Source organism: Thainema salinarum CENA647, assembly GCF_057732415.1.
Window position 1 is genome coordinate 1343429 of the sequence record NZ_JBYJZJ010000022.1, and the last position, 18274, is coordinate 1361702.

16 protein-coding genes are annotated in these 18274 nt (G+C 50.5%); 6 read left to right on the plus strand and 10 right to left on the minus strand.

All coding sequences use genetic code 11. From position 1 onward, the window contains the following. The first annotated feature begins 96 nt into the window (after positions 1 to 96). The gene (nusA, locus tag AC286M_RS12700) at positions 97 to 1617 is read left to right on the plus strand and encodes a transcription termination factor NusA (protein ID WP_488204753.1); all 1521 of its coding nucleotides are present in this window, start codon (positions 97 to 99) and stop codon (positions 1615 to 1617) included. Between the two features lie 82 nt (positions 1618 to 1699). On the opposite strand, the gene AC286M_RS12705 is transcribed toward nusA, so the two are convergent. Further along, positions 1700 to 2803: a tetratricopeptide repeat protein gene (locus AC286M_RS12705; RefSeq protein ID WP_488204754.1), complete on the minus strand. Its 1104-nt coding sequence runs from the start codon at positions 2801 to 2803 to the stop codon at positions 1700 to 1702. Between the two features lie 86 nt (positions 2804 to 2889). Here AC286M_RS12705 and AC286M_RS12710 point away from each other — a divergent pair, with 86 nt between their 5' ends. After that, positions 2890 to 3216, plus strand: a complete 327-nt coding sequence (locus AC286M_RS12710; protein ID WP_488204755.1) for a YbjQ family protein — start codon at positions 2890 to 2892, stop codon at positions 3214 to 3216. A 96-nt stretch (positions 3217 to 3312) separates the two neighbouring features. Here the strand turns inward: AC286M_RS12710 and AC286M_RS12715 are convergent, their stop codons facing one another. The 4 genes from AC286M_RS12715 to AC286M_RS12730 all read right to left on the minus strand — a co-directional run bounded on the left by AC286M_RS12715 (position 3313) and on the right by AC286M_RS12730 (position 7202). Then, positions 3313 to 3705 (minus strand): hypothetical protein, encoded by a 393-nt coding sequence (locus AC286M_RS12715; RefSeq protein WP_488204756.1) that lies wholly within the window; start codon positions 3703 to 3705, stop codon positions 3313 to 3315. A gap of 73 nt (positions 3706 to 3778) precedes the next feature. Then, positions 3779 to 4954 carry a tetratricopeptide repeat protein gene (locus AC286M_RS12720; RefSeq protein WP_488204757.1) on the minus strand — a complete coding sequence of 392 codons (1176 nt, stop codon included), beginning with the start codon at positions 4952 to 4954 and terminating at the stop codon, positions 3779 to 3781. A 423-nt stretch (positions 4955 to 5377) separates the two neighbouring features. Continuing rightward, positions 5378 to 6462 (minus strand): ISKra4 family transposase gene (locus AC286M_RS12725; protein ID WP_488203071.1). Its coding sequence is split into 2 segments (ribosomal slippage): positions 5378 to 6276 and positions 6276 to 6462, totalling 1086 coding nucleotides; the frame shifts between segments, so codons are not numbered across the junction. Between the two features lie 29 nt (positions 6463 to 6491). Next, on the minus strand, positions 6492 to 7202 hold the full coding sequence (locus AC286M_RS12730) for a hypothetical protein (RefSeq protein ID WP_488204758.1): 711 nt from the start codon (positions 7200 to 7202) through the stop codon (positions 6492 to 6494). Between the two features lie 390 nt (positions 7203 to 7592). Here AC286M_RS12730 and AC286M_RS12735 point away from each other — a divergent pair, with 390 nt between their 5' ends. Further along, positions 7593 to 8075 carry a hypothetical protein gene (locus AC286M_RS12735; RefSeq protein WP_488203899.1) on the plus strand — a complete coding sequence of 161 codons (483 nt, stop codon included), beginning with the start codon at positions 7593 to 7595 and terminating at the stop codon, positions 8073 to 8075. Between the two features lie 40 nt (positions 8076 to 8115). Beyond that, complete coding sequence (locus AC286M_RS12740; protein WP_488202632.1) at positions 8116 to 8859, plus strand: hypothetical protein; 744 nt, start codon at positions 8116 to 8118, stop codon at positions 8857 to 8859. A 211-nt stretch (positions 8860 to 9070) separates the two neighbouring features. Here the strand turns inward: AC286M_RS12740 and AC286M_RS12745 are convergent, their stop codons facing one another. Then, a complete protein-coding gene (locus tag AC286M_RS12745; RefSeq protein WP_488204759.1) occupies positions 9071 to 9523 on the minus strand; it encodes a Panacea domain-containing protein in 453 nt (150 codons plus the stop codon). 367 nt (positions 9524 to 9890) lie between these two features. On the opposite strand from AC286M_RS12745, the gene AC286M_RS12750 reads away from it, so the two are divergent. After that, entirely contained in the window at positions 9891 to 10676 is a 786-nt protein-coding gene (locus tag AC286M_RS12750; RefSeq protein ID WP_488204760.1) for an SDR family NAD(P)-dependent oxidoreductase, read from the plus strand. A 110-nt stretch (positions 10677 to 10786) separates the two neighbouring features. Here AC286M_RS12750 and AC286M_RS12755 read toward each other — a convergent pair whose 3' ends face one another. The 4 genes from AC286M_RS12755 to AC286M_RS12770 form a co-directional block, all read right to left on the minus strand. After that, complete coding sequence (locus tag AC286M_RS12755; protein WP_488204761.1) at positions 10787 to 11848, minus strand: S-layer homology domain-containing protein; 1062 nt, start codon at positions 11846 to 11848, stop codon at positions 10787 to 10789. A 344-nt stretch (positions 11849 to 12192) separates the two neighbouring features. Further along, positions 12193 to 13173 (minus strand): IS110 family RNA-guided transposase, encoded by a 981-nt coding sequence (locus tag AC286M_RS12760; RefSeq protein ID WP_488202946.1) that lies wholly within the window; start codon positions 13171 to 13173, stop codon positions 12193 to 12195. A gap of 202 nt (positions 13174 to 13375) precedes the next feature. Then, positions 13376 to 14419: a phosphotransferase gene (locus AC286M_RS12765; protein WP_488204762.1), complete on the minus strand. Its 1044-nt coding sequence runs from the start codon at positions 14417 to 14419 to the stop codon at positions 13376 to 13378. Beyond that, positions 14379 to 16847, minus strand: a complete 2469-nt coding sequence (locus AC286M_RS12770; protein WP_488204763.1) for an ATP-binding protein — start codon at positions 16845 to 16847, stop codon at positions 14379 to 14381. Before AC286M_RS12770 ends, AC286M_RS12765 begins: the two co-directional genes overlap by 41 nt. Before the next feature lie 708 nt (positions 16848 to 17555). Here AC286M_RS12770 and AC286M_RS12775 point away from each other — a divergent pair. Continuing rightward, the gene (locus tag AC286M_RS12775; protein ID WP_488204764.1) at positions 17556 to 18170 is read left to right on the plus strand and encodes an arginase family protein; all 615 of its coding nucleotides are present in this window, start codon (positions 17556 to 17558) and stop codon (positions 18168 to 18170) included. Positions 18171 to 18274: the final 104 nt, after the last annotated feature.

The following is an 18274-nucleotide window of genomic DNA, read 5'->3' on the forward strand; positions in this document are numbered from 1 at the left end:
ATCGTTAAGTCTAGGTCGTTTAGGGCTGATTGCCCGCCATACCGTTACAAGTAAACGAATTCACGCTCGCAACTCACACCTAACTGGAGGTTTTCTATGTCAATGGTTCCGCTGCCGGGATTACAAGACATGATCGACAACATTAGTCGAGAACGCACGTTGCCCAAACATGCCGTGCAGGCGGCCCTACGTGAGGCGCTGATGAAAGGCTATGAACGCTACCGTCGCGCTCAGCACCTCGACAGTTTTGAAGAAGAGTATTTCGAGAATTTTGAAGTTGAGCTAGATGCAGAGGAAGAAGGGTTTCGCATCCTAGCTAATAAAACCATTGTGGAATCCGTCTCTGATCATGACCATCAAATTGCCTTAACGGACGTGCAGGAAGTGGCACCCGAAGCGCAGCTTGGCGATACGGTGGTGTTAGATGTGACGCCGGATCGGGGCGAATTTGGCCGGATGGCTGCGATTCAAACCAAGCAGGTTCTGGCCCAGAAGCTGCGCGATCAGCAGCGCAAACTGATTCAAGAAGAATTTAAAGACCTAGAAGGTGAAATCCTCCAGGCCACCGTGCGTCGCTTTGAGCGGCAGTCGGTGATTATGACCGTCACCAGCGGTTACAACCAACCGGAACAGGAAGCGGAACTGCTCAAGCGCGACCAGTTACCCAACGACAACTACCGCGCCAACGCTACGTTTAAGGTCGTTCTGAAGAAGGTTTCAGAAGGTTCCCATCGCGGCCCACAGCTGCTGGTTTCCCGCACGGATGCCGCCCTCGTGGTTGATCTGTTTGCCACAGAAGTACCTGAGATTGAAGATGAAGTGGTGCGGATTGTCGCTGTGGCGCGGGAAGCAAACCCGCCGTCGCGCTCTGTTGGCCCCCGCACCAAAATTGCCGTAGACACAGCAGAGCGGGATGTTGATCCAGTCGGTGCCTGTATTGGCGCACGCGGATCGCGGATTCAAGCCGTTGTGAATGAACTGCGGGGCGAAAAGATTGACGTAATTCGCTGGTCGCCCGACCCCTCCACGTATATCGCCAATGCCCTCAGTCCGGCACGGGTGACAGAGGTGCGGCTGATGAATCCCGAAGAGCGACAGGCCCACGTCTTGGTACCAGAGGATCAGCTCAGTTTAGCGATTGGTAAAGAAGGCCAGAATGTGCGCCTAGCGGCTCGGCTGACGGGCTGGAAAATTGATATTAAAGATGCCGCCAAATACGACTATGCTGCCGAAGATCAAAAAGTGGCTGAGCTGCAGGAAGCTCGTCGCCAAGCTGAACTAGCTGAGGCAGAAGCAGCGGCGGCCCTAGAAGCAGAAGAGGCGGCAGCAGCAGCCTTAGAAGCGGAGGAAGCAGAGGCAGCGGCTTTAGCGGAAGCCGAGGCTGAGGCAGAAGCGGCTTTAGCAACTGAAACGGCGGATGAGATTGATGAGACGGATGAGATTGATGAGGTAGATGAGGTGGAAGAAATGGATGAAGAAGATGCGATCGCATCTACATCTGACAGCACCGAAGCCGATGCAGCCGACAATGAAGCAGATTTAGAAGTAGAAGCGGAAGCCGAAACCGATACTGACTACGAAACCGACGATGAGACTGATCTAAGCGAAGAAGAATAGTCGTTTTGAACTTAAAGCGGCAAGAGGTTGGCACATTGTGCCAACCTCTTGCCGCTTTTTCGTTAGATTGAACAGAATTCTCTTAATCAATCAGATCAAGGATGGCTTCTGTTCGTTCAATTCCAGCTTCGTTATTGGCAGCTTCGTACAGCGATAAAGCGGTTTCAAACTCTTCGATCGCTTCTGCGGTGCGGCCATGACCCCGTAGCGCCAACCCATAGTTATAGTGCGCTCCTGGATCATTGGGCAGCATTGCAATGAGCCGCTCATAGACGATGACAGCCCGGAGAAACTCCTCATTTTGCAGCAGTAAACTGCCGTAAGCGGCTTGCGCTTCGGGTAATTCGGGAGAAAACCGAGTGGCCTGTCGGTAGTGTTCCAGCGCTTTCTCCAAATCGCCCTGGGCTTGATAGATCTGGCCAACGCTGAGGTGAACCGCTCCATCCCAAGGTTCTAGCTCAATGGCTTTTTCCACCAGCGGCCAGCCCTGATCGGGCCGATCGAGATTAATCAGGGCAATTCCTAGATTGAGGTTAATACTGCCGTTATAGGAGGCTAGGCTCTGGGCCTGCTGCAGAAACTGCAATGCACTAGCGTAGTCGCCCTGCTGCATGTAAACCGTGCCGATGGCCTCTTGAATTTGGGCGTTGTTGGGCTGTTGACGAGCGACAGCTTGATAAGCCTGAACGGCTTCATCATATCGGCCCAAACGCGCTAGGACGATACCGAGTCCCAACTGCGTTTCGACATCAGCGGGATCGAGATTGGCCGCTTGCCGATAGGCATCTGCTGCCGCTTCATAAGCTTGTGTATTCGCGAGACTGTAGCCCAAGGCGTAGTAAAAGGCAGCATTGTCATTGTCAAGTTGAATAGCCGTTTCGTAGGCATCAACGGCTGCGGCATAGTTGCCCTGCTTTGTTTGCAAATAGCCAATGCCAGAGTAAATACGGGCATTTTCGTTATCCAACTGGGCCGCTCGTTCATAGACCGTCAGCGCTTCGCCATAGTTGCCTTCAATGACGAGTTCCTGCCCACGAGCCAGCAAATCCTCTAGTTCTTCTTCACTAGCAGTGGGGTTAGATTGGCTTACCGTTTGTGCGATCGCAGATGGAGCGATGACGGTGGACACGATGCCACCTGTTAAACCACCTAGGAGCGCCATTACCAGCAAAGTTTGCTTATACACGACCAAATTGTCCTACCTGCGTTAACGTCAACAGAAAAATCACAGTAAAGTTGGAGTGTGTGAACATTTATTGAGTGGAACAATCCATGATTGTATCAACAACTGATGTGCTTCAGGGAGTCACCATCGATCGATACCTGGGTGTGGTGACCGCTGAAGTGGTTTACGGTAGTAATGCTTTACGGGATTGGTTTGCCGGAATCCGGGATATTATCGGCGGTCGGACGGGCAGCTATGAGCGGGTTTTTCAGCAGGGACAGCAGGCCGCGATTGATGAGCTGAAGGAACGGGCAGCGCAAATGGGCGCAGATGGTGTAATCGGCATTTCGGTTGACACGGGCACGATTAATATTGACCAAAAAGGCGCTCTACTACTGATTACGGCAACGGGTACAGCGGTGAAAATTGCCTAAACATGAGCCACCGTAGAACCGGTAGGGGCGAGTTTTGGTGTTAGGAAATCGGTTGAAGCCGACAACGTATCGGCTAAATCTGCCCCTACACAGCGTTTAGACCAGTTCGGGGAGTTTGAGCCAGTGATGTAGATGCTGTTTGACCTGCTGGGTAAAGTGCGATCGCAACTCATATTTATCCGTTCGCACGGGTTTGCGCTCCTCGTTTAGCACCCAGCCGTAGTCGCTGCTGAGGCGCAACTGATCTTGCCAATCGGCAATCGACAGAATGAGCTGCGGAGACGGTGAATTATCGTAATCTTTGACGCGAAAGACGTAGTTGAAGGTATTCTGGCTGGCGGCGGCCACGGTGGACGATTGACCAAACTCTTCGACTAGCTGTGCTTTTACTCTGCGCGTCAACTCCGGCTGATTGATATCTTCCAGTTTTCGCACCGATAGTGTAATCGCGAAGTAAAACTCTTCAACTGGAATAAACTCAAGCTGCATTGCGTTCCGTTCACCCACTCGACATCGCTTAATTTGGTTATCATGCCATGTCAATGCACTTGTAGCTAGAGCGTTAAGGAGTAAACCCCATTTCCAGTAGCCCCTGGCGAAGGCGCTGCGCTTCGGCGGGGTTGTGCTGATCGTGAAGGGTGATGGCTTGACGGAAGGCGTCTAGGCTTTCGGGGACTCGACCTAGCTTGAGGTAGACGACCCCTAGATTCTGATAAGCATCGGCATAGCTAGGATTGAGTTCTAGCGCTCGTTCGTAGGCTGCGATCGCACCTGCCAAATCGCCCAACCCTTTACGCACCATGCCTAAGTTGTAGTGCCCAGGCGCAAACGTCGGGTCAACCTGAATCACCTGCTCATAAAGCTGTCGGGCTGGCGTGAGCTGACCTGCGGCTTGCAGAATCGCGCCTAGATTATTCAACGCGCCCAGCTTGAGTGACGGCAAGATCCGCTGCTGAATCGCGGTCTGATAGTGCTGCACCGCTCGATTTGGATCGCCCTGCTGACGGTAGGCAATGCCCAGATGATAGTGCAGCTCGTAGGCAACGCCCGGATCAAGCGTGACGGTATCCTGCAAGCCCCGTTGCAGTAGCTCCACGCCGTCTTTAACCTGTCCCTGCTGGACATAGAGTGCGCCTAACTTGCTGCACACGTAGGCATCGTTGGGATGGTCAGCCAGATAAGAACTCATGGCAGCTTCGGCGCGGGCGAGCTTGTCGCGACTTGCGATCGCACCAGGCTGATACCCTTTATGCAAAATGGCAATCTGCGGCAGGGACTGGATTTGCCACTGGGGTTCCCGCTGCAAAATCTGGGCCACGCTGTCGTCAATCATGGCGTGGTAGGGGCGAGTGAAGTGAATCTTGGGATGGTTGCGAAACAGGCGGGAAACCAGAGAGTAGGGCGATTGGGTTGCGCCGATTTCTTGGCGGATTAAGTTGACGACGAGGGTACTTTCGGACTGAATGGCGTTTTTAATGGCGGGAATCGCCTCAGGGGCAAGCTGTTCGTCGGCATCAAGAACTAACACCCAGTCGCCCGTGACGTGCTGCAGGGCGGCATTGCGGGCAGCGGCGAAGTCGTTCACCCAGGTAAATGAAGGTGCGATCGCACCCCATTCTTCAGCAATTTTGACCGTCTCGTCAGTAGAACCTGTATCTAGCACAATCATCTCGTCCACTAGGTTTTGCACGCTGGCCAAACACTTGGGCAGCGCCTCGGCTTCGTTTTTGACAATCATGCACAGGCTAAGTTTCACTGCTATGTAGCAATAAGAGTTAACTAATTTGTCAAACAAAATTCGACTGCAAACGAGGTTTATATTGCAGGGGCACCAATCTGTAATCATGAATCTGTGTCATGAAACCTTGGTTGAAGTTTGTCAGCACATTACTAAAGGCTTATTTAATTAGACAATAGCGCCCTTAGGTTTCTGTATTTATTCAATATTTTCAATCTAATATCTCTCCTGCGTTTTTTCCCAAAAGGCGAGTTGTAAATGTAGCTTTTGATTTGACCATCTTCGATAACTTTTAATAGCTCAAGCTCCCTAGCGTTCTCTGCATATCTTGAATAATTATCAGGAATATGTTTAGGCATTATTTCTCATTCTCCACAATAAATCACAAGTTTTACTTTGATTGAATAACCAATCGGGAGCACGTCATCCGCTGGCGAGAGAATAAAGGTTGAGCTGGTTGTTCAGGTAAGCGCAGCGGAGCGCCAGAATTTGAGGAACATTCTGAGGGTTCCACTGCGCACCTGCGACCTGCACTCTGGCATCAATCTGCTTGATGAGTGATTCGACCGGGCCTGAGCCAATCGGCATCCCCTCTTGCTGGTAGTACCTGTAGTTGACAATCCGAGCGCGATGTCGCTCCAGATACCTCCCAAATCGTTGAGACTGCTGAGAGTTGAGCCCCGCAAACAGGGCACTGGCCTCATCGACCTGACCGTGCCACAGAAGGTGTCTGGCCTGGTTGAGCCGTTGAAGGGAACCGCCCACTTTATACAGGTTCTCCATCAGGTGATACCAGTCCAAGACCTCCTGGCGAGTGAGCCTCTCCATCTGTTGGTAGAGCGACCAAATGCCGCTGTGTCCGTCTCCTAAGCAGAACACAACACTGGCCCAGCAAAGGCTCCTGAGCCAGGCCAACAGCGCATCATTGTCGTCAAACCAGGCCATACCCACACCGTCACCGTCCAGCCGCACCGCCTTGTACTGCTTCCACTCGCTGGGCTCTCCGCTCGGAGTCACTAGGCGAACCATCCCGCCATCGAGAGCCATCTCCTTGACTGTCTCCTCTGGAGCCGATGACTCAATCGGATTGCGCCCTACGATGCGCTCGACACTCTTGGCGCTCACGGTGACCCCGGTGAGCAGTTCAACATCCCGACTCGCCTGCACGAAGGACACCGTTGCTCCCATCTGCAGACAACACAGCTCGACCAGGGGGCTGAACTGGACTCTGGGCTTGACTCCAAGCCGCTTGGCCTGCTGTCGGCCAACCTGCAATATGCCAAGGATGCTGGTTAGCTTTCGGGTTTCTCCTTCATCTTTGCCGACGCTTGTGTCGATAAAAAAAGACCTAAGTTGGGTGACACATGACGGTGCACTTGCTCACGGACCGTTTGCTCGATTTCGCCTAAGCTCGTCATCCTCATCCCCTGTTCCTTGGCGTCGTCATAGAGGATCTGTGCTAAAGCGTTGACGTGATGCTGCATTTGGTCGCGCTGGTCTGGAGTCATGTCAGGATCCGATAAGGGCACTCACTCCATTATATTTTTATCTCCTCAGCGGATGACGTGCTCCCTAACCAATCTTCAATATCAGCATGCAATTTCTGGTCTGTCAAAACAGCGAGATCCCTGGCTTCAGTTGTATCAACTGCAATCAAACCAATAGTTGTATTTTTACTGTAAGAAACTGCAACAGTTACCAGTTTTATATCAGGTTCAATTAAATTTCGGTTACGCCCCTGCAAGTCAACATATTCGCTCGGCAATGTATGAGGATCTGATACATTCAGAACACTTACATTGTGTTGGTTTAAGCCTAAGATTATTGAATTTGTAAATGCTCGGCCTATAACTCCTTCATCAAATCTAAATTCAGCTCTTAACTCTCGATCATCAATATTTTTTGTTTTGCCTACCATACATAACCGCCACTGTAACATGCTTCTTCTAACAGGTATCCATATTGAAGCCCTAACATTTTCAGAGAATTGATATCTTTGCTTTAGAGAGCGATTAATAAAGTTGCTTAAATCAGTCTCTATCCTAGGTACGACAAACTCTCGAGATATTTCGGCAATTTCATTTGCTTCTCGACTTTTTCGACAATTATCTATCACTAAAATTGCTAAGTAAGTTAAGGCGATAAAGGCTATTGATAAAATTTTGATATTCCTAGGGTTCTCTAAGAAAATAATATTTTGAGGAACAATACTTGCTTCGCCAATGAAGAAAGCTTGAGTGTCAGCCAAACTTAGAACTAATATTTGGAGTATTGAAATTGTGTGGATTAGTACCTGGTACAAGTAAAGCTTTTTGCACCAATATTTAATTTCAAAATAGCAATTAGTTCTAAACCATATCCAAACTCGAATTATTTGGACGAAAAGCAAGTTTACTGTTTTCTGCCACATGAAACCTCTTGATTTAGCCATGTCTTACTTTAAGGGAAGAGGATTTTCAAGAACTCTAGTAATCCGAAAGCAGACTTCTGTAACTTGGTTTTCCCATGTTAACTTCTCAACTACAACGTCAGCTGTAAAAAGCCATGAATCATTTACAAGAGGAATTGGAACATCACTAGTTCCACCCAAGTTTGTGTTGAGTAGAATTGAGGCAGAGAGTTCAGCAGGCCAAAGCCGATGGCTCAGCAACGACGCAAGCGTGGCACAGCAGGCGATAAAACGATTTGTCTGCCCATTGCAGACGACCTTGACTACGAGGTCTTAGTAGAAGACCGGGAAGCCTTTCGCCAGTATCTCAACGAGCAGATCGCATCCCACCCGGAACTGTTTCCCGACGGGATTGAGGCAGGCTATCGCTTTCACGGATGGGTCGAGTCCTCTCGTCAACAGCTCAAGACCCGGCGGATTTTGCTGCCGAGTACCGGAGAGGCTTATCAACTGCGTCCCGATTTGGTGATGCCGTACATGAGCGAGACGGCGGAGATGGCCGACAAAGCGCTCTATTTAAGAAAGCATGGCCTGTCGTATGAGGGGATTGCCTATGTGCTGGGCCGTTCTGAGATGCACTGGTATCGGCTCTGTCAGTCGTTCGGTCGAGCCTCGATTGTGGGCAGTACCCTCAAAAGGGAAACGGCGCTCCCCCCATCTAGTTGCCGATGAGAAGCATTGTGATTGGCACGGGCAGCGAGTCTATCTGGCAGTGACAGCGGCGCAAGGGTGCGTCCTGGGAGCCAGTCTCAGTGCCAATGCGGGTCAGGATGGATTAACCGCAGCCTATGGGGTATTCCAGCAGGAAGCTGCCCATCATGTTCCCGACTATGCGCCCGAGACGGTGACGACTGATGGTTGGGAGGCCACCCGAGCCGCTTGGGAGGAGCTATTCCCTGGCCTGGTCTGGATTCTGTGCTTCCTGCATGAGGTGATTAAAATTCGCGATGGGTGCCGCTCTAAACCAGTCCTGGGTCAGCAACTAGCCGACAAGCTTTGGCATCTGTATCGGGGCCAGAGCAAACGTCACTTTGCTCAACGGTTGCGTCGGTTGCTGGAGTGGGTGAACACCCACGCGTTGCCCCAGGCCATTGACGCTCGCTTGCGACGCCTCAACGACAAATCTCACGTCTTCCAACGCGCCTTTGACTTCCCTGACGCCTATCGCACCAGCAATCAGGTTGACCGTCCGATGAACTATCTTGACCGCATCTTGTATGCCATGCAAGATTTTCATGGATTCTGGGACTCGGCGGAACAGTCGGTGCGCTCGATGGCCTTACTCTGGAACTTCCATCCCTTTTGTCGCAAGACTCGCAAAGCAATGGGCGGGTGCTTATGCCCCTTTGAGCAACTCAACGGCTTCCGCTATCACGACAACTGGGTTCGCAATTGGCTGATTGCCTCATCGTTGAATGGCAGAAGACCATTGCTCAGGAACGCTGACACAAAATAAGTTGGAACTAGGAACATCAATCGGCAAAATTCGATATCCAGACTTTGTAGCTTGAAACTTTTGATCTAGCCTAAGTTCGGCAGGATAACCCTGTTTACTGCTAAGTTTCAGAATGCTATTTACTTCGCAAGGCATGCCCATTGTTGATATTCTCCTTATGTCAATGAATTCAACTAATTACGATAGTTGCAATAATTTGATCTGGTTAAGGTTAATTCAAAAATTTTGAGTAGTATTCATACATACATGATAGCGAAATGGCGTTAGTTGACTTTTCATCTATACCTATACTTCCCCTAGCAATAATCCAAGGATCTTCCCTGTGAGTTAAGGATTCGAGATGTCTTGCACTGAGATCCCCATACACCCTCCACACCTCTTCCATGACTTCTATTTCATCTACACTGAAAGAATCCATACTTTCACTAGGTTCTGGAATCGAATTATATTTATACTCGCGGAACTTTTGCCATACGACTTTAATGACTGGACCATGCTTCCATGCTTCGATCTCTTCACTGAAAAGAGGCTGATTTCGAAGAACTAGGCTCCATGCCTGAGAATAATAAAGCAATTTTTGGAGTTTCAGAGGAGAAATGGATTCTCCTTGCAGCCTATCTACTTTCTTTAGGAAAAAAGTGGCACAATCAAGAGCGCTTTGCATAGTTATTTAACCGCTTCTTTTTTACCCTAATATGTTTTTTAACACAGCCTAGCTTCACTATATTCTAATATTAATCTGTGTAAATCTCGACCGCAAATATAGCAAGTTAGAATCAGATTGAGTCTCGCGTGTATCAAATTAAATATACGGTTTGCGTGGATAATTAGCTTCTAAGGCTATGCTGCTTTGTGTTGTAGTTCGATCTAGTACTATTCGATGTATAAATTGAACGTTTGAACGTTTAAGTTAACTGAAGTTAAACATCTCATTGTTGGTTTAACTCAATAAAGCTAAACGGTACTATTTTGGAAGGCGAATTCTTATAAAAAGTACTTGCTCATCACACATCTAACCAAAGCAGGACAACATGGGATATACGCTCATTACTGGCGCATCATCTGGCATCGGGGCAGCCTTTGCTCGTAAGTTGGCGGCGCGGCAAGCTAACTTGATTTTGACCGCTCGCTCAGAAGAGAAGCTGATGGCGCTGGCGCAGGAACTGCGCGATCGGTTTCAGGTTGAAGCCCAGGTGATTGTCAAAGATTTGACGGCTCCAGGTGCGATCGCAGAGTTGTGGCAGCAGATTGAAACCCAGGGTTGGGAGATTGATCAACTGATTAATAACGCAGGCTTTGGGGACGTGGGCGAGTTTGCCAGTTCCGATCTACAGCGGCAGTTGACGATGGTTCAGCTCAACATTGCTGCGGTAGTCGAGCTTACCCACCGCTGTTTGCCCGCTATGCAGCGGCGCAGATCCGGCAGCATCATTAACCTCTCGTCTATTGCTGCTTTTCAGCCGATGGCCTACTGGTCGGTCTATGCGGCATCAAAAGCTTTTGTGCTGAACTTCAGCGAAGCACTGTGGGCTGAGAACCAAGACACCGGGGTTAAAATTCTTGCCCTCTGTCCTGGGCCAACCGAAACGCAGTTTTTCAAGGAAGCCGGACTGAACGAATCCGGTACGCCAAGTTCCGGCCTGCAAATGACGCCGCCCGAAGAAGTGGTGGAAGAGGCGTTGAACGCCCTGGCTCAAGGCCAATCATCCGTCGTCACGGGTGGCTTACCGAATCAGCTGATTGCCAATGTGCCCCGCTTTTTGCCGAGAGATGCGATCGCAAAGCTGGTTGAAAAGCAGTTCAGGTCAACGAAATAAATCCACAAAATCAATCCGCAAACTGAGAGGGAGCATTGTGTCATAATGCTCCCTCTTTTTAGTGCAAACCTAAAGCGATCTAACTTGCTTTAACGACTGTCGGGAATCGGTTAGTCGTCATCGTCATCATCATCGTCGTCGTCATCATCGTCATCGTCATCGTCATCATCATCGTCGTCGTCATCATCATCATCGTCGTCGTCATCATCGTCATCGTCATCATCGTCGTCGTCACCATCAATATCCACATCCACATCAGTGGTGATGGTCTGTTCTTGCTCGATTTCGATGGTTTCCAGGCCAACAAAGTTGATGCTGTTCACGATATAGGCAGACTGAATGCGTTCAACCCGACCCAGATAGGCCAGCGTCTGATACATAAACGCACAAGCTTCGGAACGAGAGACAACTTGGGTCAGATTTAGCGATCGCACCTGGGGATAGTTCACCAAAATGCCGCGCTCAACCAAAGCCGCGATGATCACTCGATACTGACTGGGAATTTCGTCAGCGTCATCAAAAATGCTCAGCAGTTGGTCAACGGACTGCCCAGAGGAAACCTGCGTAATCCCCAGTCCTCTGGCGAGCATCACCAGCATGTCTAAGCGAGTCATGCCGCTGTCAACGTCAATGCTGCCGTTATCTAAATCCAGAAAGCCCATTGAGTAAGCAGTTTGAATCGCCTCATACGCCCAGTAGCTGCGGGATAGATTACGAATCGACACAAGCTGCCGCGTCGCTGGCATATCAAACGCTTGGGCAATCATCGCCGCATATTGCGCTTTCGTAAGTACTGCGGATGGGCGGAATTCATCATCGGGAAAACCGCTGACCACCTGAATTGCCGACAAGCGGTAGATGAAGTCACTTGCCCAGTAGTTAGAACTCAAGTCGGTGTAGCGCACCTGAGTCACACTGGTTTGGCCAACGGTCGTCTGGCCCAGGATAATCTCGCCGCCTTCTGCCTGATCGGCGGTGTCAACCGCGATCTCATCCAGCAGTGAGTCATCCAGCAGCCAGTTTAAGTCCTCAATCGGGCCATTGACGGTTCCGCCTGCATTTTCGCCTGTGGCCAAGGAAGCGGGTGCAAAGCTGCCGCCGATTAGTGCCGCGATCGCAACAGCAGACAAGGGTAATGTACGTCGTAATGGAGTCCAGCGAATATGTTTCATCAGTTTGCTCTCTATTTTCTCTACAGAATCAGAATCATCCAGATCAAATGGCGACGCACCCGATGAAGTACCAAATTGGCGTAAAGCGGCTTTTAGCCGTTTCAGTTCAACAAAAGCAGCAAAATTGAGCCGATTAGCGGCTTTTTCAACTGTTTACAGACTCGCATGACTATTTAAGTCTCGTTTAGGTGGCACAACCTTGGTAACCTCACGAGAACTTTGTCAACTGGCTCTGAATGTGTAGATTGAATGAAATAGGGGAACTGCGTTCTGTTGCGCAATTGCAGATTTAAATGCTGCGGGTAAGAGCGATTATCTTAAAAGTCAAGTCGAAAGGAGGTCAATTACGTCATAGCAGCCTCCGGTGGTTGCCAGTGCGTGCCGTGCTTGAGCATGGCATTGAGGATCGTCAGCAGCTTGTGCATAGCGGCAATGCGGGCGACTTTGGCTAACTTGCCACGCTGTTGCAGCCGCTCATAAAAGGCTTTGATGACAGGGTTGTAACGAACTGCAACTAGAGTGGCCATGTAGAGCATCTGCCGAACGGGTTTGCGGCCACCAAAGATCGAGCGCTGCCCTCGCTTTTGCCCACTATCGCGATTGAGCGGAGCCACCCCAACGAGAGCGGCAATTTGACGGTGTGAGAGCGTTCCTAGCTCCGGCAGCAGAGCCAACAGGGTGTTGGCAACCACCTGACCGACACCTGGAACAGAGGTCAGTTGAGCCTGGTGCTGCTGCCACTGTTGGTTGTGTTCCACTTGCTCATCAATCGCTTGGTCAAGGTCGCTGATGCGGTCTTTGAGCCAGTCGATATGGGCTTGAACGTCTTCCTGAGCGGGACCTCGCAGTCCAGCTAAACGGTTGCGCTCCATGGTGAGCATCTCCACTAATTGGCGGCGACGGGTCACCGCATCCTGTAACTGTTGGTGAGCCTCACTGGCCAACGGTCGTAGCGGAGGCTGCATCGCTTCGCCAAACCAGGCGAGGATCGCCGCATCGATTCGGTCGGTCTTAGCCAGTTGATTGGCAGCTCTGGCAAAGTTGCGAGCTTGCTTGGCGTTGATCACCGCTAGTGCATAGCCCTGCTGCTGTGCTGCAAGCGCGATGTGTCGCTCATAGCCACCTGTGGCTTCAACGATGATGCGACCCACCTGCGACGGCTTGGCCAACCGACGGGTTAAATCCTCAATTCCCTCACTGCTGTTGCTCACTCGGAAGTTCTCTCCAGACGGTCTAACATAAACATCCAGCCACCGTTTACACACATCAATGCCGACCCACTGCTTGACGGCTGATGACCTTGAGTCGGTTGATTGCGCGCACATAGTACTCTCCTTGTAGCGAATTCTAGATGGACGATACACACAACTCAGCCTTGCGTCATTCGGGATCTCTTTGTCCCTGCCGATGATCCGAGTTTGGGGTATCAAGTTGAGAGGCGACCCTGGCTCTCGCACGATGTCTCGCATCTCAGGAGGGTCGGTCTACCTCTCTTCTCTCAACATACAAGGAGGCAGAGTGTCATCTTTACTCAAGATAGCGATCGCAAAACTGCCGAAGCTGAAGTTTGCACTGTTGTGTCCAATCAGATCCGGCTCCAACCGCATGAGCGCAGCGCGTGCCATAGGCCAGGGTGTAGACCATTGCGGCACCGATGGCGATCTGCTCCTCTGCGGTAAACTGCCAACCTCTAGCGGTTTCGTACTCGCGAATAAACGCCTCGGCATCAGCAACGGTAATCGTTCGAGCAGGTGGGCCAATGCGCCAATCGTGAGCATAGCAACGAGCCGCACCACCGACGAAAAACGCTTCTGGCCCTACGCGCAGGCTGTCCCAGTCAAAAACGCTCGTAATTTGCCCTCGCTGAAAGGCCATATTTTGCAGGCTCCAGTCGGCATGACCGATTATCCAGGGCAGTTTAATATCCAGTAGCAACCGTTGAGCGCGAGTTGCGATCGCATCAATCCATTCCGCTCCAGCGGCTGTTTTCTCGAAATCAAACAGAGTATTGTGCGGCGTCGGCCAAAGCGGTTTCACCGTCTCCCCATCTAGCCACGGCATCCAAGGTGCTAAATCGAGCGGTGCGTCCCATGAACGGGTGTGGTGAATCAGTTCCGCTAGCTTAACGGCCATGCGTTGCCGTACCTGTGAATCAAACGGTGCAGCGGTTTCACCTGGATCGCAGTAGCTTTGGGCGACAAACAGGGTGCCGTCCTGGATCTGCGATGCAGCGAGAATGGCGGGACAGGAAAATCCGGCTTGTGCTAGTTTGGCCTGAACTTGAAAGCTGCTGCACAGGGCAGGCGGTCGCAGAGCGGGTAGACCATGCTCAGTCCCGTAGGCTTTGAACACAACGACCTGCGCGTTTCTGAGCCGAACGACGACCGTTGCCCCCACTGAAACATAAGCAAAGCTGCAGCTCTCGATATCAGACTGAAGGGATGTGCGAGCAAATTGAGCAAAAGCGGCACTGATGCGCCCTGGATCAGCTGTGCCAAAGATGCTGTGGGTGATGGGGCAATCGTCCAGCTCAAGCTGCTGAATGTGATCGGTGAGAGACTGCCAGTTCATTGGCCGAGCGCTGCACTGGAATTTGAATGATAAATTCTGCTCCGTGACCGGGTGAGGAGGCAACCTCTAATTTGCCGCCGTGCTTCTCGGTGATGATTTGATAGCTGATCGACATGCCCATGCCCGTGCCTTTGCCGATTGCTTTGGTCGTGAAGAACGGGTCGAAAATGCGGCTTTGTACTGCTGGCGGAATGCCTGGGCCATTATCTGCGATCGCAATTTCCACCCACGTATTCTCGATCAGGCTGGTACGGATGGTGATTCGGTAAGGCGGCTTGCCCTTTTCCTCCAGCGCATCCATGGCATTGGACAAAATGTTCATCACCACCTGATTGAGCTGACCGGGATAGCACTCAATGGGTGGTAATGTATCGTACTGGCGAACAACCTCAATCGCGGGCCGATCGCTCTTGGCTTTCAGGCGATGCTGCAAAATCAGCAGCGTGCTTTCAATCCCTTCATGAATATCAACGGCTTTGAATTCAGCCTCATCCATGCGGGAAAAATTGCGCAGGGACAGCACAATTTGCCGAATGCGATCGCTACCAATCTGCATCGAATGCAGAATTTTGCCCAAGTCCTCCTGCAAAAATTCCAGATCCATCTCATCGGTCGCGTCCAGAATCTGATCCGGTGGCTCTGGATACGCCTGCTGGTACAGCTCCACTAAGCGCAGCAAGTCCCGAGAATAGGTTTCAATATGCGTCAAATTACCGTAGATAAAGTTGACCGGGTTGTTAATCTCATGCGCCACACCTGCTACGAGTTGACCAAGGCTGGACATTTTCTCGGCCTGCACCAGTTGAGTTTGAGTACGCTGCAAATCGGTTAGCGTCTGCTCAACCTGCTCTCGCGCTTCGGTGATGGCGGCAATTTGGGGCAAACTCGTCCAACATGCGATCTCAACCCCAATAAACGCTACCGTCACCAGCAAAATGCTAAACAGCGCCGCGTGAGTGGTGAGATCTGTGCGCTCCAGCCTGGCTCGCGCTAGCCAGCCAATGCTGACGGCTGCACAAATTAAGGCAATCAAAATCGTCACCTGTAGCGCCACCCAGTCGGCTTTGGCATTAATCGAACGCGGCATCTGATCGCGCTGCCACCACCAGCTTGGTTGCAGCACCCGCAGCCGCAAGCGAGGCAACTGAGTCGCGACAGTACCCACGATTAAAGGCATCGCCAGCCCCATCATCCAGTCCTGCCAGCCCCAGGCAATGCCGCCCCCAATCAGCACAATGCTCTCCAAAATGAAGAAGCCCAACGAGAGCGTTTGCCAACGGGTTTCGATGCGATCGCGACTCACCCATTCGCCCAAATGAATCGCCATCATTGAGGTCAAGTAGCCCGTCCCCGTCACCATCACCACCCGCGCCACATCCCCCCAAATCAGCGACAGCAAGCTCAGCGCAAAGGTAAATAACAGACCCGGTGCCAGTACGGATCGGCGAGAAATCACGCCGAACACGGGCGGAATGTATTTATCCTGAGCTAACTGATAGAGCAAACGCGGACAGTTAGCGACTGCCGTTGCTGAACTGAGCAAGCAGCCAGAAGTAATTAAAAACGTGACGAGCGCTGGCCCCATGCTGCCCCAAAAGGGCTGACTAGCAGCAACCAGGTTTAAGTATGTGCTATCTGCTGCTGCCGCATCGGCAGCCAGACGCATGACGACCCAAGAGCCACCGATATAAACAATGGGAATCAGGCTGGCCGTCACTGCCAGACAGCGCAGCGTTACCTGTGGTCGCCGACTATCGGCCACAAACGAAGACGCGGTTTCACAGCCATACACGGCGTAGACGGCAATATAAAACCATTTCAGCCAATCAACTACATTAGGCGTCGGCCAAACATCTGGCAGTAAACCGGGACTGGCAGGCGACGTGCCCAGCCAGGACATCCCCTGTAGACAAAAGGTCATCAAGAAGCCGATGGCCGGAAACACGAAAAAGGTGTGGAGAATGCCAATCGTGCGAGTGCCGCTAAAGGCAACGACAAACGGCAGCGCCAAAAAGCAAATTCTCAGCAGGGTGACGGGCACATGAAATCCCAGTGGCACCAGATTAGATTCAATCAAATCCGCCAGAATGATGGCATTCATGGCCGGAACGGAAATCCAGCCCAAAAAGTAGCCCATCGCGGCGTATTGGGCCAAAACTGGAAACCGTCGCAGCAGGTGAGTGGTGTAGTTGGGTGTACCACCGGAAACGTCTGGAAAGTAGGTGCCGAGGCGTTTGACCTGGAGGTTCAGCAGGATACCAATCACGGCACCGGGAATCCAAACGAGCAGCGCATTTGGCCCCAGCGCGGTATGCATGGCAGGTGCAGTTCCTAGCCACAGCAACAGTCCGCTAAAGCCAAACCCCCAGGTTTCTAGCGACGATAAGCTGCGAGGCAAATGGAACTTTAAATTGGTGGGTGGATTCATGACTTGGGATGGCTCTAGCAGGAAACACTCCGCTAGTTTGCCCAGCGGGGCGAAATTCTATCAGTGACTAATATACAGAGCGCTATTTGTCACTAGTCCACTAGGGGAATATTTACGATAACTCCAGCATGAAATTGGGTGAAATAGGCTCGCACTTCGGAATATTAGTGCCGAATCCTTTGGTAAGAATCCGTTTACGTTTATCGCATATCTATAGAGATCTCTAAAACCAAGAGTTTTCGTTCTTAAGTGAACATCCATTTCAAATAAGAAATCTTATTTAATACAGCCATGATTCCAAATCGCAGGTTGTTTATACTGAACGCTTTCACCTAATCACCCCTATAGGGGGATTAGGCAGAAAATTTCCCTCTAAATAATAGTTATACGGCTTCGATTTATCGGTGGGGACGTTACCTAGAAGTTGTCTATCAGTAACCAGCGTTAAGTGAGCTATCAATGTCAGAATCCTCACAAGAAACTCTGAATCTCTTTTTTCCACAATGGCAGGGTTCAGCAAGATTTGAACTTTATGAAGGTGCTAAGCTTCTTTGTGAATCTCTGTGCAATAAAATTTCTTTTACGCAGATTCCGACCTCTCTAACTTACTCACTAGTTGCCGATAAAAATATTATTGGATATAGCCAAGTTTTTTCTCAACTCGTAGATGCTTGTAGAGTGATCCAAGATCACAACCCATAACGTATTTTGACCATTGGAGGAGATTGTGGTGTTGAACTTGCTCCGGTTTCATTTCTCAACAAAATATACGCCCAAGCTTTAACTGTTGTCTGGTTAGATGCTCATGGAGATTTAAATACACCTAGTTCATCTCCTAGTGCTCATTTCCACGGAATGCCGTTACGTGCCCTACTTGGTGAAGGCGACGCAGACATTGTAAACTGTACCTTCTCAACATTACGTCCAGAGCAAGTGTTTCTTATTGGAGCAAGGGAATTTGACTTACCAGAAAGAAGGTTTATTCAGCAAAAAGAATTATCCATCTTCTCTGCTAAAGCAATAAACGATGGAGATTTTGATCGGTTATTTGCAATGCTAAGTAAAGCTGGTTCTAATAAGCTTTACATCCATCTTGATTTGGACGTAATCGAGCCTGAAGAATTTCCTCATGTTGCTTGCCCAACATCAGGTGGAATACATATAAACAGACTCAGTGACTTATTAGCTAGCTTAGGAAGTAATTTTGATGTAGTTGGCTGTAGCGTGCTGGAGTTTTTACCTTCTGGATCTAAAAGCTCAGCAGCCCTAGAAGTTGTCAGATTACTTAAAAGTGCTAATCTGCCGCTTCTTGCATCCGTATAACCATTGCAATGTAGCAGACGGAAGAACACCGCTACGACTCAATTTCGGGTTCTTTGCCGCCGCTGCACTTCACCGTTAGCGAAATCATTGAGAGGGATCGCCTT

Bases quoted from the DNA above. Each gene is read 5' to 3' on its own strand.
- AC286M_RS12745 (WP_488204759.1), bottom strand. From the start codon at position 9,523: ATGCAAAGCGCTCTTGATTGTGCCACTTTTTTCCTAAAGAAAGTAGAT.
- AC286M_RS12770 (WP_488204763.1), bottom strand. From the start codon at position 16,847: ATGAATCCACCCACCAATTTAAAGTTCCATTTGCCTCGCAGCTTATCG.
- AC286M_RS12750 (WP_488204760.1), top strand. From the start codon at position 9,891: ATGGGATATACGCTCATTACTGGCGCATCATCTGGCATCGGGGCAGCC.
- AC286M_RS12710 (WP_488204755.1), top strand. From the start codon at position 2,890: ATGATTGTATCAACAACTGATGTGCTTCAGGGAGTCACCATCGATCGA.
- AC286M_RS12720 (WP_488204757.1), bottom strand. From the start codon at position 4,954: ATGATTGTCAAAAACGAAGCCGAGGCGCTGCCCAAGTGTTTGGCCAGC.
- AC286M_RS12755 (WP_488204761.1), bottom strand. From the start codon at position 11,848: ATGAAACATATTCGCTGGACTCCATTACGACGTACATTACCCTTGTCT.
- AC286M_RS12760 (WP_488202946.1), bottom strand. From the start codon at position 13,173: ATGTGCGCGCAATCAACCGACTCAAGGTCATCAGCCGTCAAGCAGTGG.
- nusA (WP_488204753.1), top strand. From the start codon at position 97: ATGTCAATGGTTCCGCTGCCGGGATTACAAGACATGATCGACAACATT.
- AC286M_RS12735 (WP_488203899.1), top strand. From the start codon at position 7,593: ATGGCTCAGCAACGACGCAAGCGTGGCACAGCAGGCGATAAAACGATT.
- AC286M_RS12765 (WP_488204762.1), bottom strand. From the start codon at position 14,419: ATGAACTGGCAGTCTCTCACCGATCACATTCAGCAGCTTGAGCTGGAC.
- AC286M_RS12715 (WP_488204756.1), bottom strand. From the start codon at position 3,705: ATGCAGCTTGAGTTTATTCCAGTTGAAGAGTTTTACTTCGCGATTACA.